Source organism: Rudaeicoccus suwonensis (assembly GCF_007829035.1).
Classification (GTDB): Bacteria; Actinomycetota; Actinomycetes; order Actinomycetales; family Dermatophilaceae; genus Rudaeicoccus; species Rudaeicoccus suwonensis.
In genome coordinates this window covers 1,529,645-1,547,419 of the sequence record NZ_VIVQ01000001.1, presented here as the reverse complement: position 1 = coordinate 1,547,419, position 17,775 = coordinate 1,529,645, and the positions used below count along the sequence as shown (strand labels likewise).

15 protein-coding genes are annotated in these 17,775 nt (G+C 66.9%); 5 read left to right on the top strand and 10 right to left on the bottom strand.

Going from position 1 to position 17,775, the window contains the following annotated elements:
- Positions 1-37: 37 nt before the first annotated feature.
- Together BKA23_RS07085 and BKA23_RS07080 are read left to right on the top strand one after the other, a co-directional pair.
- Positions 38-2,035, top strand: a complete 1,998-nt coding sequence (locus BKA23_RS07085) for an acyltransferase family protein (RefSeq protein ID WP_170226407.1) — start codon at positions 38-40, stop codon at positions 2,033-2,035.
- Positions 2,032-3,006 carry a nucleotidyltransferase family protein gene (locus tag BKA23_RS07080; RefSeq protein WP_145226747.1) on the top strand — a complete coding sequence of 325 codons (975 nt, stop codon included), beginning with the start codon at positions 2,032-2,034 and terminating at the stop codon, positions 3,004-3,006. The genes BKA23_RS07085 and BKA23_RS07080 overlap by 4 nt, the downstream gene beginning before the upstream one ends.
- 120 nt (positions 3,007-3,126) lie before the next feature.
- Here BKA23_RS07080 and BKA23_RS07075 read toward each other — a convergent pair whose 3' ends face one another.
- Together BKA23_RS07075 and polA are read right to left on the bottom strand one after the other, a co-directional pair.
- Entirely contained in the window at positions 3,127-3,540 is a 414-nt protein-coding gene (locus BKA23_RS07075; protein ID WP_145226745.1) for a hypothetical protein, read from the bottom strand.
- Positions 3,541-3,673: 133 nt separating this feature from the next.
- Entirely contained in the window at positions 3,674-6,355 is a 2,682-nt protein-coding gene (polA, locus tag BKA23_RS07070) for a DNA polymerase I (RefSeq protein WP_211841619.1), read from the bottom strand.
- 142 nt (positions 6,356-6,497) lie between these two features.
- Here polA and BKA23_RS07065 point away from each other — a divergent pair, with 142 nt between their 5' ends.
- Positions 6,498-6,857, top strand: coding sequence for a PaaI family thioesterase (locus BKA23_RS07065; protein ID WP_246104600.1), 360 nt, complete (start codon positions 6,498-6,500; stop codon positions 6,855-6,857).
- 6 nt (positions 6,858-6,863) lie between these two features.
- Here the strand turns inward: BKA23_RS07065 and BKA23_RS07060 are convergent, their stop codons facing one another.
- The 8 genes from BKA23_RS07060 to BKA23_RS07025 form a co-directional block, all read right to left on the bottom strand.
- The gene (locus tag BKA23_RS07060; protein WP_145226739.1) at positions 6,864-7,466 is read right to left on the bottom strand and encodes a GNAT family N-acetyltransferase; all 603 of its coding nucleotides are present in this window, start codon (positions 7,464-7,466) and stop codon (positions 6,864-6,866) included.
- Positions 7,467-7,609: 143 nt separating this feature from the next.
- A complete protein-coding gene (locus BKA23_RS07055) occupies positions 7,610-8,320 on the bottom strand; it encodes an ABC transporter ATP-binding protein (RefSeq protein WP_145226737.1) in 711 nt (236 codons plus the stop codon).
- Positions 8,307-9,146, bottom strand: a complete 840-nt coding sequence (locus BKA23_RS07050) for an ABC transporter ATP-binding protein (RefSeq protein ID WP_246104599.1) — start codon at positions 9,144-9,146, stop codon at positions 8,307-8,309. The genes BKA23_RS07055 and BKA23_RS07050 overlap by 14 nt, the downstream gene beginning before the upstream one ends.
- Positions 9,147-9,232: 86 nt before the next feature.
- Complete coding sequence (locus tag BKA23_RS07045) at positions 9,233-10,426, bottom strand: branched-chain amino acid ABC transporter permease (RefSeq protein ID WP_246104500.1); 1,194 nt, start codon at positions 10,424-10,426, stop codon at positions 9,233-9,235.
- Positions 10,427-10,537: 111 nt separating this feature from the next.
- The gene (locus tag BKA23_RS07040) at positions 10,538-11,542 is read right to left on the bottom strand and encodes a branched-chain amino acid ABC transporter permease (protein WP_145226735.1); all 1,005 of its coding nucleotides are present in this window, start codon (positions 11,540-11,542) and stop codon (positions 10,538-10,540) included.
- Between the two features lie 92 nt (positions 11,543-11,634).
- Positions 11,635-12,873 carry a branched-chain amino acid ABC transporter substrate-binding protein gene (locus BKA23_RS07035; protein WP_211841618.1) on the bottom strand — a complete coding sequence of 413 codons (1,239 nt, stop codon included), beginning with the start codon at positions 12,871-12,873 and terminating at the stop codon, positions 11,635-11,637.
- A gap of 174 nt (positions 12,874-13,047) precedes the next feature.
- Positions 13,048-13,638 carry an ANTAR domain-containing response regulator gene (locus tag BKA23_RS07030; RefSeq protein WP_425473753.1) on the bottom strand — a complete coding sequence of 197 codons (591 nt, stop codon included), beginning with the start codon at positions 13,636-13,638 and terminating at the stop codon, positions 13,048-13,050.
- A gap of 142 nt (positions 13,639-13,780) precedes the next feature.
- Entirely contained in the window at positions 13,781-14,815 is a 1,035-nt protein-coding gene (locus BKA23_RS07025) for a DUF695 domain-containing protein (protein ID WP_170226406.1), read from the bottom strand.
- A 142-nt stretch (positions 14,816-14,957) separates the two neighbouring features.
- On the opposite strand from BKA23_RS07025, the gene BKA23_RS07020 reads away from it, so the two are divergent.
- Both BKA23_RS07020 and BKA23_RS07015 read left to right on the top strand, forming a co-directional pair.
- The gene (locus tag BKA23_RS07020) at positions 14,958-16,937 is read left to right on the top strand and encodes an ATP-binding cassette domain-containing protein (RefSeq protein WP_145226731.1); all 1,980 of its coding nucleotides are present in this window, start codon (positions 14,958-14,960) and stop codon (positions 16,935-16,937) included.
- A gap of 7 nt (positions 16,938-16,944) precedes the next feature.
- A complete protein-coding gene (locus BKA23_RS07015; protein ID WP_211841617.1) occupies positions 16,945-17,700 on the top strand; it encodes a response regulator transcription factor in 756 nt (251 codons plus the stop codon).
- Positions 17,701-17,775 lie beyond the last annotated feature (75 nt).

Below are 17,775 nucleotides of genomic sequence, written 5' to 3'. Positions count from 1 at the left end.
GGTCGACCGGCCGCAGGTTCCGCGACGAAAGAAACCCTTGAGCCCACGTTCTCACCGATCGCTGCCGTACCGCCCGGCGCTGGACGGGCTGCGCGCGATCGCGGTGTCGGCAGTGGTCGTGTACCACCTGAACAGTTCGTGGCTGCCAGGCGGCTGGCTCGGGGTTGACCTGTTCTTCGTCCTGTCGGGTTTCCTCATCACCTCCCTTCTGGTCACCGAATATCAACGGTGGGGATCCATCTATCTGCCCGGCTTCTGGTTCGCTCGTGCCCGTCGGCTGCTGCCGTCGCTCGTGCTGATGCTGCTCGCCGTGCTGGTCGTGTCGCGATTCTGGACGATCGCTGCCCGTCGCGCCGCGGTGCGGGACGACGCCGTGTCCACGTTGTTCTATGTCGCAAACTGGCGACTGCTCTTTTCCGACGACGACTACTTCGCCAATCTCAGCCTGCCCTCGCCGCTACGGCACACCTGGTCGCTCGGCATCGAGGAGCAGTACTACTGGGTCTTCCCCATCCTGTTGGCATTGCTGCTCACGCTGACGCACGCCATGCGCTGGACCGCACGTCGTCGGCTGATCGCCGGTGTCCTGCTGGCGCTGGCAGCGGCGTCGGTATGGCGCATGTGGGCGCTCTATGTTCCCGGCACCGACCCGAGTCGCGTCTACTACGGCACAGACACACGCGCCTTCGAACTGCTCATCGGATCGGGTGCCGGACTGTTGTTCGGTGCCCGAGAGTTCACCGCACGACGACCGCCGCGGGCAGAGCGGACCGTCCGCGCCGGGCTGCTGCCATGGACCGGCGCCGCCGGTCTGGCCGTGCTGGTCGTGGCCTGCTGCCTCGTCTCCCAGAACGACACCATCGTCTTCCGCGGCGGACTGGCCGTGCTGTGTGTGCTGCTGGTCGCCCCTATCGCGGCCGCCGCCAGCCCACAGCCCAGCATGCTGCAAAGCGCACTGAGTTGGGAGCCGCTGCGTCGGCTGGGTCTGATCAGCTACTCGCTGTATCTGTGGCACTGGCCGGTGATCGTCTTCCTGACCGGCAGGCTCACCGGCAACGCGGTGATCGACGCTGTCATCGAGGTCGCGATCGCAGTGGCGTTGGCCTATGCGACATGGCGGTGGGTGGAGAAACCCATCCGCACCCAGGGTTTTCGAGGGCTGCTGCCCCGCCACCCACGACCGAGTATGGCGATCGCGACGCTCGCCATACCTGCGGTCGTCCTGGGTGCGCTGATGCTCCCGCTCGGCACGACGCCAAGCTCCGCTGCTGTCGCCGACCCCGGCACCGACAGCAGCACCAATGTCGTGGTGAAGGGCGGCCACTACGTCGCACCGCCCGGCGGTGCCTCCGTGGTGCTGGCCGGCAACTCGATGCCCTACAGCCTGGCCGTCGCCTACCCCAACGGCGCCTACCCGGGTCTGACCGTCAACACCGCGACCAGTCTGGGCTGCGATCCGTATCCGGGCGACCAGATCTACGGCAACACCCCGCAACCGCCTACGCCCGCCTGCGAGCAGTGGCACCAGCGCTGGACGCAAGCGATCGTCGATCTCAAGCCGGATCTGACGGTCTACATGATCCCGCAGACCTTCACCGGCGACTACATCGTCGACGGCAAGAGGCTGACCTGGGGCACGCCTGCGTATGACGCGTTCATCGACCGCACCCTGACGTTGGTTCGCAAGGAAGCGCTCGCTGCGGGTTCGAAGCGGTTCGCGGTGCTCACCCTCGCGTACCACCGGATGCCGTTCGCCACCGTGAGCAAAGGCGCACAGAACACCAACAACGATTCTCGCGTCGATCACGTCGATCAGGTCGTGCAGCAGTGGGCTGAGAGCAGCGGAAGTCCTGTCCTGGATCTGAAGGCGTTGTTGTGCACCGGTGGCTTCCACACCACCATCGACCGCATTCCCCTTTATGTGGACGGACTGCACTTCTCCAAGCAATCCGGCGCCATCGTCTGGTCCTGGCTCGCGCCGCAGATCAGCGACATCGTCCAGGGACGTGCACCCGACGCCACGACGCGCCCATGAGCAGGCTGCTGGGCGTCGTGCTCGCCGGAGGTCGCGGCAGCCGGCTGCGGCCGATCAGCGACCGGTGCCCCAAACCGTTGCTCCCGATCGCCGGTGAACCACTCCTTGCCCTCCAGTTGCGGCGACTGGCCGCCGCCGGCATCACCGAAGTGGCCATCGCCACCGGATACCTGGGCGATCGGTTCGAGCCAATGTTCGGGGATGGGTCCCGTCTCGGCCTCCGCTGCATCTACTCCTGGGAGACAACCCCGTTGGGCACAGGCGGCGCTCTCGTCGCTGCCGCAGCCGTACTCCGAGCAGTGCCAGGTGACACGCTGGTGGTGCTCAATGGGGATCAGCTCACCGAACACGATCTGACCGCTCAACTCCAGCGTTTCGAGACCGCCCGCGTGCAGGCGGGCGCGGGCGGATCGGTGCATGCCCGCACCGTGCAGGACGTCCGGGCGTTCGGGCTGCTCGGCGTCGAATCCGGCGGCGGCGAGGACCTCCTCGTGAGCTTCGAGGAGAAACCCAGCCGGGCGTGTGCCGGGCTGGTCAACGCCGGAACGTATGTCGTGGATCCCGTTCTCCTGCAAGATTTCCCACGACACACGCACCTCAGTTTCGAACGCGACGTGCTGCCTCAGGCCCTCTCCGTCGGCCGAGTCGTGACGGTCTTCCACGACGAGCGTGCCGGCCGCGACATCGGCACCCCGGACACCTTCCGACGGGCCAATGTCGAGGCCGTGACGAACTCTGGTCGGAGCGCGCTGATCGACACACGCGCGAGCGTCGCCGCGGACGCCGTCGTCACCGGCGGGTCTTACGTCGGTGCCGGTGCCACCGTCGCGGCAGGTGCGTTCGTCTCCGGCAGCGTGATCCTCGGCGGCGCCGTGGTGCACGAGGGTGCCCGACTCACCGACTGCGTGGTGACCTGGGACGCGCACGTGGATCCAGGCTCGACATACAACCGCGGCGTCATCGGTTCCTGAGCGCGAAGGCGCGTCACCCGGGCACCTCAAGCGGAGGCGACCGGGTGATGCGAACCCCGCGTGAATCGTGGGCGTTGACGCTCGGTGGCCGGCGGAGCGGTGAATCAGGCTGCCGGTGGATCAGTGAGCGATGTGCGCCTCGTGATGGACCTTCCACGACCGTCCCACCAGCACACCGCCGGCGAGACCGATGAAGCAACCGGCGAGCGCCTGACCGAAGGCAAAGGCCGATCCACGCAGGACGATCGCGCAGAGCACCACCAGCACCAGCGCTGCTCCGGCAATCGCCAGCGACGGAACCGACGCCATCCGCGGCAGGAACCAGCCGACGACATTGCCGACGACCCACCCGACGAGCGGCCCGGTCAGCCAGACGGGTCCGGGGATCCAACCGTGCTCCGGTCGGAAGATGAACGCGATCAGCAACATCACCAGCAGCGCCGCGACGTCGATCACCGCCCAGGTGAGCACCTCCTGACGCGCATTCAGGTCCGAGCTGGGCACTGCCTTGGGTTCGTTCTCGTCATGCACCATGCGCACTCCTCCGTGCGAAGACCGGGCTCTCGCCCGGTTACTTCTCAGTAGAACCGACGGTTACGGCGACCATAGCGGCACCCGCCGCCGAAAACAGCCCAGCGCGCCGCGCAACTGCTCGGTCGGAGTCGAGCTAGTGGGCCGCGGAGTGCCAGGAGCCGCCGACACCGACGCTCACATCGAGCGGCACGTCCATCTCGATGGCCGCGCCCATCTCACGCCGGACGAGTTCTTCAACGTCGGACTGCTCCCCCGGCGCGATCTCGAGGACGAGCTCGTCGTGCACCTGCAGCAGCATCCGCGAGCGGGCATCCTGCTGCGTCAGCGCAGCATCGACCCGCAGCATGGCCAGCTTGATGACGTCGGCGGCAGACCCCTGGATGGGCGCGTTGAGCGCCATCCGCTCGGCCATCTGGCGCCGCTGCCGATTGTCGGAGGTGAGATCGGGCAGATACCGCCGGCGTCCCAGCATCGTCTCGGTGTAGCCGGTCTTGCGGGCCACCTCGACGATCTCATGCAGATAGTCGCGCACCCCGCCGAACCGGGAGAAATACTCCTCCATCAGGGTGCTTGCCTCCGCCGTCGAGATGCTCAGCTGCTTGGACAGCCCGAAGGCCGACAGGCCGTACGCCAACCCGTAGGACATCGCCTTGACCTTGGCCCGCATCTCGGTGGTGACATCGGCCGGCTCGACACCGAAGACCCGCGACCCGACGAATCGGTGCAGGTCCTCCCCGGTGCGGAAGGCCTCGATGAGCCCCTCGTCGCCGGACAGATGCGCCATGATCCGCATCTCGATCTGGCTGTAGTCGGCCGACATGAGCGACTCGTAACCGTCGCCGACGACGAAGACCTCGCGGATCCGGCGGCCCGCCTCGGTGCGGATCGGGATGTTCTGCAGGTTCGGGTCGGTCGAGGACAATCGCCCGGTTGCAGCGATCGTCTGCTGATAGGTCGTGTGGATCCGACCGTCATCGGCGACGGAGCGGATCAACCCCTCCACAGTCACCCGCAAGCGCGAGGCATCCCGGTGACGCAGCAGCGCCTCCAGGAACGGATGCTCGGTCTTGGCATACAACTCGGTCAGCGCGTCGGCGTCGGTGGTGTAACCGGTCTTGGTCTTCTTGGTTTTGGGCATCCCGAGGGTGTCGAAGAGCACCGTCTGCAGCTGTTTGGGCGAGCCGAGGTTGATGCGCTCGCCCCCGATCGCCTCGTAGGCGTCCTCGCTGGCCTGCGCGACGCCGTCGGCGTAGTCGCTCTCGAGAGCGGTCATCACCTCGGTGTCGGCGAAGATGCCGGCGCGTTCCATCCGCGCCAGCACGTCCACCAGCGGCAACTCGATGTCGCGCAGCAGCGCCGAGCCGCCGGTGTGCTGCAACTCCTCGTCCAGCGCCGCACTCAGGTCGAGGACGGCACGGGCGGCGCTCATGGCTTCGGTTGCGGCGGAATCATGGCCGTCGAGGTCGAGCATGCCCTGGGCCGGGTCGGCCTGCTCCGGTCGCAGCTCCCGCTTGAGATGGCGCAGCACAAGATCGGCCAGGTCGTAGGAGCGCTGGTCGGGGCGCACGAGGTATGCCGCAAGTGCGGTGTCGCTCACGACCCCGGCCAGTGGCAGGCCGGTCGCGTGCAGCGCCTGCAGCGGACCCTTCGCATCGTGCAGCACCTTGGGCCGGTCGCCGTCGGCCAGCCAGCCGCGCACAGCCGTCTCGGCGTCCGGGGTCAGTGTCGTCAGATCGATGTATGCCGCAGCAGCCGCGTCGTCGTCACCGACCGCGACGGCCAGCGCGTGCGCTTCGCCCACTCCCCTGGCCCAGGTGCCGAGCACGTGCAGACCGGCTCGGGCATCGGCTGTCAGGTGCGAATTAACCCACGCCGCAACGTCGTTCGGCTCAAGCACCGTGCCGTCGACCTCGATGGACCCCTCCGCCTCGGGTCCGGCAGCGTCCAAGGTCGCGAACAGGCGGTCACGCAGCACCCGGAACTCCAGACCGTCGAAGACCTGGTGCACCTGGTCGCGATCCCACACCTGACGCTCGAGCTCGTCGACGGTGACCGGAACCTCGACGTCGCGCACGAGTTGGTTGAGGCGGCGGTTGCGCAGCACCCCGTCGAGGTGCTCGCGCAGCGCATCGCCGACTTTGCCCTTGATCTCGTCGATGTGGTCGACGATGCCGGGCAGATCGCCATACATCGTGATCCATTTGGCGGCGGTCTTGGCACCGACTCCGGGCACGCCGGGGAGGTTGTCGGACTTCTCGCCCACGAGCGCAGCAAGGTCGGGGTATGACGCAGGCGGCACCAGATAGCGCTCCTCGACGGCGGCCGGCGTCATCCGCCAGAGGTCTGAGACTCCCTTGGCGGGATAGAGGACGGTGACCTTGCCGGTGACCAGTTGCAGAGCGTCGCGGTCTCCGGAGCAGATGAGGATCTCGTCGAAGCCGGACTCCTCGGCCTGCGTCGCGAGGGTGGCAATGAGGTCGTCGGCCTCCCAGCCGGAGCGCTCGACATACGTGATCCGCAGGGCATCCAGGATTTCGTGGACCAGCGACACCTGGCCCTTGAACTCGTCGGGCGTCTTGGCGCGGCCGGCCTTGTATTCGGCATATTCCTCGGCGCGGAAGGTCTGCCGGGACACGTCGAAACACACCGCGATGTGGGTGGGCTCCTCGTCGCGCAGCACGTTGATGAGCATCGAGGTGAACCCGTAGACGGCGTTCGTCGGCTGACCCGTCGTCGTCGAGAAATTCTCCACCGGCAGCGCGTAGAAGGCGCGGTAGGCGAGCGAATGGCCATCGAGCAGCAGCAGGCGTTTCACGCATGGCAGCCTATGGGGCATGACCGACAACACCACCGCCCCGTCCGCAGCATCCGATGTCGCCCTCCCCGTCGACGGCACCGACGACGCGGCCACCGTGCACGCGATCAACGAGGGCGGTCGCGGAACTCTGGCGGAGCGAATGGGTGTGGAGTTCCTGGAGGCGACCCCGGAGCGGATCGTCGCGCGCATGCCGGTCGAGGGCAACACCCAGCCCTACGGTCTGTTGCACGGAGGGGCCAGTGTCGTGCTCGCCGAGTCGGTCGGCTCCGTGGGCGCGGCGCTGCACGCCGGCCCCGGGCGCATCGCGGTCGGGCTGGACATCAACGCGACGCATCACCGTGGTGCCCGATCGGGCTATGTGACTGCCACCGGAACTCCGCTGTCGCTGGGCCGCACGCTGGCGTCGTATGACGTGGCGATCGTCGACGACGAGGGCAATCGAGTGTGCACGGCGCGAATCACCTGCCTGCTGCGAGACAGCGCCCCCAAGGCGCGCTGAGCCGGCTCAGAAGGGCGAGGTGGAATGCGTCTGGATCTCGCGCACCATGGCGACCTGACCACGCGCCCGAGCACGCAGTGACCGCCTGCGACGGACGGCCTCTGCGGCCATCGACACCGGCCCCCCCGCCAGCCGGCGGCGCAGCGCCGCTGGTGTCGTGGTGCGTTCGGTGACCACCGAGGAGAACCCGAGGCGAGCGAAGTAGCGGTTGAGCTCGCGCTCTCCGGCGGGCACGCACGACACGATGTCGACCGCGCCGATGTGATCGGCGAACTCCACGACCATGCCCAACAGTGCTCGCGCGACGCCGCCGCCGCGTCGTGCCGGGTCGACCCAGATCAGGTCGATCCAGACGGCGAGCTCATCGCTCAGGGCGCCGACCGGTCCTTGCATGCACATGACGTAGCCGACGGCCTCACCGTCGGAGGTGGCCAGGTAGACGCGCACGTCCGCTCGACGCAGCGCGCAGCCGAGCCGACCGTCACGCACCGACTTCTCCGCATGCTTGGCGCTGAGTCCGGTGGCCGCCCGCGACGCCGTCCACAACTGCGCGAAGCTGCTTTCGTCCTCGGGCCTGGCCCGAACAACCTGCACGCTCTGACGGGCCATGAATTCCTCCAAGCAACCGGTACCTGTTGGCGTACTGCCGTGCCCGAGGAAGCGTACGCCTCCCTGTCAGACCCCGCATCGGTTCCCGACAGGTTGCCCACAGCGCACCATCGCTTGCTGTGGGTTGACCGTGTACTCGCTGGTCACGCTCCGAGGTAGGCCGCCTTCACCGCATCGTCGGCAGCGAGTTCACGTCCCGTGCCCTCACGGGTGATGCGACCGGTCTCAAGGATGTACGCGCGGTGTGCCAGACGCAGCGCCTGATTGGCGTTCTGCTCGACCAGCAGCACCGTGGTGCCCTGCTCGTTGACCTGTTTGATGATGGCGAAGATCTGCCGGATGAACTGCGGCGCCAGACCCATCGACGGCTCGTCGAGCAGCAACAGCTTGGGCTGCGCCATCAATGCCCGCCCGATCGCCAGCATCTGCTGCTCGCCCCCGGACATCGTTCCGCCGGTCTGCTTCTGGCGTTCCTTCAAGCGCGGGAACAGGTCGAAGACCCGGTCGAAGTCGGCGGCCATGCCTGACTTGTCCTTGCGGGCGTAGGCCCCCATGTCGAGGTTCTCCAGGACCGTCATCGACGGGAAGATCCCACGACCCTCGGGCGTCAGCGACATACCTTTGACGACCCGCAGGTGGGCCTTGGTCTTGGAAATGTCCTCGCCGTCGAAGCGAATCGCGCCGCCCGACAGACCGAGCAGCCCCGCCACCGAGCGCATCGTGGTGGTCTTGCCCGCGCCGTTGGCGCCGATGAGCGAGACGATCTCACCTTGTTCGACGGTGATCGACATGTTGTGCAGAGCCTGGATCCGCCCGTAGTGGACGCTCACGTCGTCGATCTCAAGCAGCGCCATCGTCATCTTCTTCCTCGACCCCGAGGTATGCCGCAATCACGGCCGGGTCCTGTTGGATCTTCACGGGCACGTCGTCGGCGATCTTGCGGCCGAACTCCAACACCACGATGCGGTCGGTCACGCCCATGACCAGCTTCATGTCGTGCTCGATGAGCAGGACGGTGTAGCCGTCGTCGCGGATCGTCCGGATCAGCTGCATCAGCTCCTGCTTCTCGGCAGGATTGAATCCCGCTGCCGGTTCGTCCAGGCACAGCAACTTGGGTTCGGTGGCCAGCGCACGCGCGATCTCGAGCCGGCGTTGGTAGCCGTAGGGCAGGCTCCGCGAGGGTGCCGTGGCCTTGTCGGCGATGCCGACGAACTCCAGCAGCGCCATACCTCTGTCGATGGACTCGCGCTCCTCGCGCAGATGCCGCGGGGTCCGGAAGATGGCGCCCGGCACGCTGGTGCGGTGGCGCGCGTCCAGGCCTACGACGACGTTCTCCAGAGCCGTCATCTCGCCGAACAGGCGGATGTTCTGGAAGGTCCGGGCGACGCCGGCACGGGTGATCGCGTGCTTCTTCTTGCCGAGCAGCGACGCGCCCTCCATTGTGACGGTGCCGTGCGACGGCTTGTAGACGCCGGTCATCGCGTTGAAGCACGTGGTCTTGCCGGCACCGTTCGGGCCGATCAGCCCGAGGATCTCCCCGCGACGTATGTCGAAGGTCACGTGATCGAGTGCCGTCAGACCGCCGAACTCCACCGTCAGTTCGTCGAGTCGCACCAGTGGTTCGCCGACGGCGACCGAGATCTCCCGGTCGGGGGCCACGACCTCGGCGATGTCGGGCAGATCGTCCGGCACCGTGACGACATCGACATCGACGTCGGCATCGACATCGGCCGGCACCGGCGGTGTCTGGTCATTCGTGGAGTCGGTCACGACAGATCACCTTTCTCAGGCAGGTCGACGGTGGCAGCGCGCCCGCCGGCGGTCGCCGTTGGCGCCGAGCCGACCCATTGCCGCAGCCGGCCGATCGCGCCGAGCAGGTGGTTGCGGACACCCAGGAGGCCCTGCGGACGGAAGATCATCAGCACGATGAGGATCACGCCGAAGACGAGGTACTTGTAGGGCGCGATGTCGATGAACCGGTTCGGGATGTACGACACCACCGCACCACCGATCACCGCTCCGAACTTGTTGCCGGATCCGCCGAGCACCACCGCTGCCAGGAACAGCATCGAGGTCGCCACGTCGAACTTCTGGTTGTTCACGAAGCCCACCTGACCGGCGAAGATCGCCCCGGACAGGCCACCGATCGCGGCGCCGGTGCCGAAGGCCCACAGCTTGAACTTGAAGGTCGGCACGCCCATCGTCTCGGCGGCGTCCTCGTCCTCGCGGATCGCGATCCAGGCGCGACCGACCCGGGAGCGTTCGAGGTTGCCGAGCAGCAACATCACCACGATGATGATCGCGACGGTCAGCATGTACCACGGTGTGCCGTTGCTGTTGTCGAAGATCTGCTTGCCGTCATGGGTGCCGGGCGGCGCACCGATGTTCTGGAAGCCGACGTTGCCGCGCAGCGCCGGCACGATGCTGGCCAGCAACCTGATGATCTCGCCGAAGCCGAGGGTCACGATCGCCAGATAGTCGCCGCGCAGGCGCAGGGTCGGTATGCCGAGCAGCACTCCGAAGACCACTGTCACGACCATGGCCAGTGGCAGGGTCCACAGATACGGGATGTGCACCATCGTGGAGTCGGTGCTGGTCCACAGTGCTGCGACATACGAACCGACAGCGAAGAAGCCGACGTAGCCCAGGTCGAGCAGACCGGCCTGGCCCACCACGACACTGAGACCCAGCGCCGCCAATGCGAAACGCGCCATGTCGAAGCACGCGAGCGGGAAGTCGGTGCCCGGTTCGGTGGTGATGATCGGTGGGTTGATCACCGGCAGGAAGAACACGATGATCGCCACGACCGCCAGCACCAGCCACTGCTGCCAACGCTCGAGTCCGTTCCACTTCTCCTGGACACCGGCCAGCAGCTTGGGCTTTCGGGCTTGTTCGAGCTGCTCGTCCTGGTGTTCCTGCGCCTCGACGGCGCCGCCCATCGGGGCCTGGCCCATGCTCATAGTGCCGCGCCTCTTCCCTTGCCTGCGGGCCTCACTGCGTTCGTGTCCTCGGCTCGGTCGTCGCTCATGCTCATAGTGCCGCGCCTCTTCCCTCGCTCATGCTCATGGTCATCACGCACGCACCTTCGCGAGGTTGGAGCCCAGGATTCCCTCGGGTCGCACCATCAGCACCAGCACGAGCACCACGAAACAGACGACGTCGGTCCACTGGGCGTCACCCAGGAGGTACTGCCCGTAGTTGCCGATCATGCCCAGCAGCAGCCCGCCCAGCAGAGCGCCGCGAATGTTGCCGATGCCACCGAGCACGGCCGCGGTGAAGGCCTTGATGCCGAGGATGAAGCCGCCGTTGTAGATGACCCCGGACGGCACCTTCATCACGTAGAACAACGCCGCGGCGCCGGCGAGCAGACCGCCGATCAGGAAGGTCGCCATGATGATGCGTTCCTTGTTGACGCCCATCAGCGTCGCGGTGTCGGGATCCTGCGCCACCGCGCGGATTCCCCGGCCCAGCCGGGTGCGTCGGATGAACTGGTCGACGCCGACCATCATCACGACGGCTGCGATCACGATCGTCAGCTGTTGGCTGTCGATGAGCGTGCCGCCGATGTCGAAGATCGCCTTCGGCTGAAACATGATCACCGCAGGTTCGGCGTTCGAGCCGCGCCAGTTGAAGAAGATGTACTGAATCGCGAAGGACGCGCCGATCGCGCTGATCAGATAGGCCAGCCGCGGCGCGCCCCGGTCACGTAGCGGTTTGTACGCCACCCGTTCCACCAGCAGCGCGACCAAAGCCGACACGATCATCGCCGCGACGCACGCCAGGATCAGGTCACCGGCGATCGCGATCGGCGACAGGTTGGGCGTATTCGGCCCGAAACCGAGCCACGAGAGGGTGAACACCACGGCGTAGGCGCCGGAGATGAAGACCTCGGAGTGGGCGAAGTTGATGAGGTTCAGCACGCCGTAGACGAGTGTGTACCCAAGGGCGACGAGCGCGTAGATCGCGCCGAAGGTGAGACCGTCGACGGTGGCGGGACCCAGATTCTGGAACAGGTAGTCCCAGTTGAACTGGATCCAGCTGCCGTCGGCAGCCAGGCTGCTGGCAAGGCTGTGCACGTGATCGGCTCCTTGAAGTGGTGAGGCAGGTCGGACGTCGCGAATGCGGCCCCAAAACCGTTGAAGAGGGGCCGCATTCGCGACTGTCGTGATTAGTTCTTGCTGACGACTCCGACCGAGACGATGTCGCTGCCCTGAACCTTGTAGCCATAGACCGGCAGCGCCTCGAGCTCACCCTGGGCGTTCCACTTGTAGCGCTTGGACAGCCCGTCCGCGTCATACGTCTTGATGAACTGCTTCATCTGCGCGCGGGTGCTCTGCCCCTTGTCGATGGCGGTCAGCATGATCGTCGTGGCGTCATACCCCTCGACGGAGTAGGTGCCGGGAGCCTGACCGTTGGAGACCATCTTGTATGCCGTGGCGAAGCTGGGGATCAGGTCACCCGGGATGCACGGGCAGGTGAAGTACGCATTGGTGCTCGCGTTGCCCGCCTGCTTGATGAACTGTGGGTCCTTGACACCGTCGGGGCCGATGAAGACGCCCTTGAAGCCCTTCTGCACCAGCTGCTGGTCGAAGGGCGCGCCCTCGGCGTAGTAACCGGAGTAGAAGACCGCGTCGGCCTTGGAGTTGATGACCTTCTGTGCTGTCGCGGAGAAGTCCTTCTGCCCGGTCGTGACCTTGTCGGTGCCGGCCAGCAGCGAACTGCCGAGCGCGTCGGTGGTCGTCTTGGCCAGGCCGATGCCGTAGTCGGAGTCGTCCTGCACGACGAAGACCTTCTTGGCCCCGAGCTTCTTGGCCAGTTCCGCAGCTGCCGGGCCCTGCACGTTGTCGTTGGCCAGGCCCCGGAAGAAGGTGGTCCAGCCGTTCTGGGTCAGCGTGGGGTTGGTGGCAGACGGGGTGATGTGCGCCAGGCCGGCCTGCTCGAAGATCTTGCCCGTGGCCTTGGACTCGCCCGAGAACGGAAGGCCGACGACACCGACGATGGTCTTGTCGTTGGTCGCCTGGACAGCGGGACCGGTTGCCTTGGTCGGGTCGCCTTCGGTGTCGAACTCCTTGAGCTTGACCTGACAGTTCGGGTTGGCCGCGTTGTGCTCCTTCAGCGCCAGCTTCACACCGTTGACGATGTTGATGCCCAACTGCGCGTTGGCGCCGGTCTCGGCACCCACATAGCCCAGCGCGGTGGTCGAGGCACACACTGCCTTGCCGTCACCGGCCGGCTTCACGGCATCCGCCGGGACGTCGATCTGACTCTGGACGGGCAGGTTGGTCAGGCCGTCGGCCAGCCCGCTGCTGTCGCTGCTGGAGCCGGAGCCGGAGCTGCTGTTGGCACAACCGGTCAGGACCACTGCGAGCGCAACCACCGGGATCGCCACTTTTTGCGAAACACGCACGGAAATTCCTCCTCAAACGCCGCGCTACCCCAGGGCTGGGAGCGTCGTTGCGGAAAAATTAAGGCCCCGCAGGGTGTTTTCTCAGCAAACCATGCATTTCGTTTCCGGTTCGTGACCTAACCGGCACCATGTAGCAGTGCTTCTGTATGGCGCAGACCTTCGACGGGAGCGTTGTCAGCGCTCGCCAGCACCCGCGATGACAGCGTCCGCGACTTCGCGCATTCCCAGCCGCCGGTCCATGGCGGTCTTCTGGATCCAGCGGAAGGCGCCGGGCTCGTCGATGCCCAGCTGCGTCATGAGGATTCCCTTGGCGCGATCGAGGCTCTTGCGCGTCTCCAGCCGGTCGCCGAGGTCGGCGATCTCCTGTTCCAACGCCTTGCGCTCGGTCCACCGCGAGCGCGCCACGGTGATTGCCGGGCGCAGGTCGTCGATCGTGAACGGTTTGAGGACGTAGGCCATGACGCCTGCGTCGGAGGCGCGTTCGACGAGTTCCTTGTCGGAGAAGGCCGTGAGCATCACGACCGGTGCGACACCGGCGGCGCCGATCTCGTCGGCGGCACTGATGCCGTCCAACAGCGGCATCTTGACGTCCATGACGACCAGGTCGGGTCGCAGGTCCAGTGCCACATCGACCGCCTGACGTCCGTCGCCGACCTCGGCGATCACGTCATACCCGGCTTCTCGCAGCATCTCGGCGATGTCGAGGCGGATCAGCGCCTCGTCCTCGGCCACCAGCACCCGCAGTTTCGCGTCATCTTTGATCACGCAGTACACCCCATCATGCTCATGTTTCGAATGCGTCACAGCAGCGTCACCGGCAGGACACGCCGCGCGCGGGAGGTCGTGCTCGTGGAACGGGGCCAACGCCGCGAACGGTGCTGTGCCCGGTCCCTGGAACTGCGACGGCTCAGCCGCGCAGGTGCGCCACTCCGGACCACCCCGGGTCGTCCTCGACGGCCACCGTCACCTGCCCGTCCGGCCACCCGCGGACCGCGGCGCGGATCTGCTCCGCGGCGTGGGAGTCGCCTTCGACATACGCGTGCATCACGTGCAGGCCGGCGCTGCTCTCGAACGCGACGACCCGGCCGGCACCCTCCATCCGTTCGGTCACATGCCGTTGCAGTGACCGCAACGCCTCGGTCGCGGCAGGACCGGGCAGCCCGGCCTCGTCGCGATCGGCATACGGCACGGCGATGCTCACGTGGCTGTTGAGCTGCGGCGCCCACGCGGCGGCAAGCGGCACCTGCGCACCGCCACTCACCGCACCTTTGCGTCCCTGCCCGCGCAACTCCATCCAGGCGGGCTCGCCGTCGACGTCGAGGTGTTCGGCCTTGAGGTCACGGACGACCGCGCGCAGACCTGCAAGACCGAAGCCGTCGATGGGAGGGTGCGTAGCGGGCGTCAATTCGCCGATCCAAGTCTCGGTGGCCTCTTCACCGATAGCAGCATCGAGCGCCAGGAAACACACCGAAAGACGTTGTTGCTCAGGCAGATCGGCAAATCCGGGGTGGTAGAACGTCACGTCGACGCGCGTCGTCTGCCGCCGGACGCCCACGAGTGCACGATCCAGAGCGATCTCACCGCCGTCGACGTTCAGGGTCCGCCCCGCGATGTCGGCGACCGGCTGGCGGCTGTCGGCATACGACCACACGACGTCGGCTTCCGGCGCTGCCCGCAACCATCGTCGAGCCGTCGCACGCAGGTCGGGGTCGCCGTCCGCGGTCACAATGAGAAGCTGGGCCGACGCGCTGCCAGGAGCGAGTTCCCAGGCCAGCCCGGGCCGGATCGCGACGACCCGCTCGGTCAGTTCCGTCACGAGCGCGGGGTCCGGGGTCTCCCCCACCGCGGCGGACGCCTGGCGCGCGCCCTGCGCGTGCCACCACTGCCAGAACTGATCAATCGCGGGGCCTGCATCGGCACGGCGCTTCCCGAAGAGCGGCATGCGGTCATCCAACACCCGCGCCGACGTCAGCCGCCTCGCGGCCCGGTGCACGGCTCGAGCGGTGGACCGACGCCGGTGACGAATCGACCCGGACCTCCGGTTGCGGCAAGGGCCGCTCCGGCGATGCGGCACACTGACGAATGTGACCCAGGTCATCGAACCCAGACCGCTGTTGCGCGCGCAGCACGTGAGCTTCCACTACGCGCCCAGGCGCGGCATCAGCGACATCAACCTCGACCTGTGGCCCGGCCAGATCACCGCATTGGCCGGTGAGAACGGCACGGGCAAGTCGACTCTGGTGCGCTGCCTGACCGGCGACCTGTCACCGGAGATGGGCGTCGTGACCATCGACGGCCGGCCGGTGGCCTCCGAACCGGCAACAGTGGACCGGCAGGGCGTCTCGGTGGTGTGGCAGGACCTGGCGCTCTGCGACAACCTCGACGTGGCAGCCAACCTCCTGCTCGGCGACGAGCGCTCGGGGATATTTCTGCGGGACGCCCCCCAACACCGCAAGGCGGCTCGACTGCTGGACCGGTTGGGTGTCCCGTTCGGCGCTCCCACCAACCGCCGGGTGGGCGAACTGTCGCGTGGCCAGAAACAGTTGCTCGCGGTGGCACGGGCATTGCGCGGCGCGCCCAAGGTGCTGGTGCTGGACGAGCCCACCGCGAATCTGGCGATCGGGTGGGCCGACCAGGTGGAAGAACTCGCGGATCGGTTGCGCCGGCAGGGCACGTCGATCCTGCTCGTGACTCACGACCTCGATCAGATGTTCCGCCTGGCGGATCGCATCGTGGTGATGCATCAGGGGACCATCCGCGCCGAGGTCGACCCCAGCGATTCGCACCCGGACGACATCGTGGCGCTGATGCGCGGCCAGGAGCCGGCGACCTCTGCCCGGCATCAGCTGGACCGGCTGCAGACCCTGTCCGACCAACTCACCACCGCCGACCCGGACCAGGGCCTGCGTCTGATCCTGGAGGTGATGTCACGGGCGTTTCCCACGAGCGGGGTGGCCGTGCACCAGAGTGACCAGCGCGCCGGTGTCCTGCGACTGGTGGCATCGACCGGGCTCGACGCCCTGACCGACGCCGCCTGGCAGATGCTGGACAGCGATGCCACGGACAATCCGCTCGTGCGCAGCATCGCCGTTCCGGGTGCCCTTTCGGTCGAACCCGTGCCCTCGGTCGACAGCGGTGTCTGGTCGGCCACGCTCGCCGATCAGCCGGTGCAACAGGTGTGGTGCATCCCCGTCCGGCACGACCCCGACGCGCCAGGTGTGATCACGATGCTGATGCTGCACGACCAGCCGCCGACCGCCCTCGAGCGTGACCTTGTGGTGCTGTATGCCGACTACGTGATCGGCGCGATGGAGCGGGCCGGCGCCATCCGAGCCCAGAACGAAGCGGCCGCGCTGCGGCGCAGTCAGGAGCTGCAGCGGGATTTCTTGTCCCGCCTGAGTCACGAGTTGCGGACACCACTCACCGCCATACGCGGGTATGCGTCCAGCCTGCTGCAGACCGACGTCACCTGGGATGCCGAATCCGAAGCGCGTTTCCTGACCCGGATCGCCGGAGAGTCGGCACGGCTCGGCCGGCTGGTCGACGACTTGCTCGACTTCTCCGCGATCGAAGCGGAACTGCTGCGGCTCAACCCCGACTGGTGTGACCTCGAGCTCATCCTCGAAGCGGCCGTCGCGTGCGTCCCGCAGACGACGGACCGGCCGATCGCCGTGAGATGCGACCCCGACATACCGCCCGTATGGGCCGACCACGACCGGCTCGAACAGGTGTTGGTGAACCTCATCGACAACTCGGTGCGGCATACTCCTCCGGGCACATCCGTCACCGTCGAGGCACGCCCGGTCGAGTCGGCGATGGTCGAACTCACCGTCGCGGACAGTGGTGGCGGGCCGCCGGAGTACGTGCTGCGTAATCCGTTCCAGGTGGGGCGCGAACGCCGGTCTTCGACAGCGGGCGCGGGCCTTGGCCTGTCCATCGCCAAAGGCATGGTCGACGCCCACGGCGGCACCATCGAACTCGAGAACCAGGGCGGCAAGGGAACACTGTGGCGCATCCGCATCCCCATCGAATCCACCGCTGCTGCAGTCGAACACGGCAGGTGAGTCCGCGATGACCGACACCTCCGCAATGAGCGACAGGGCCTCCTCGACGCGCGTGCTGCTGGTCGAGGACGACCCCAACATCGTCGACATGATCCGGTCGAATCTGGCCGTCCGCGGGTTCGAAACCGTGGTCTCGGTGGACGGACGCGACGTCCTGTCGACCATCGAGCACGAGCAGCCCGACATCGTCTTGCTGGACCTCATGCTGCCCGAAGCCGACGGGCTCGTGCTGTGCCAGCAGATCCGCGAACAGTCCAACGTCGGTGTGATCGTGGTCTCCGCGCGCGGTGGGGAGCGCGACAAGGTCGCCGCCTTGCACATGGGCGCCGACGACTACATGACCAAGCCGTTCTCGATCGAGGAATTGCTGGCCCGGATCACCGCCACGCTGCGGCGCTCACGGGTGATGGCGCCGCAGTCACCGGCGTCGGAAGTCATCACCATCGGCGCCCTCGCGGTCGATCTGACCGGAAAGAACGTCACCCGCCAGGGCCAGGACGTCCACCTGACGCCGACCGAATTCGCATTGCTACGAGAGCTTTTGGCCAATCGCGGCAAGCTGCTCACCCATGCGCAACTGCTGCGGCGGGTGTGGGGTCCGGGTTACGCGACCGAGACCGAATACGTGCGCGTCTATGTCCGGCGGTTGCGCGCGAAGCTGGAGCTCGAGGGCGAGCCGCCGCTGATCCTGACGCACCCGCGGGCTGGATACCGCATCGCGGCCGAGCCGTGGGCGGGCGACATGGACTCCACCTCCCGTTAACGCTTTTTTAACGCGAATGTGGCGATGTTCACACCACGTTTATGGGGCTGCGCCTAGGTTCAAGATCGCCAACAC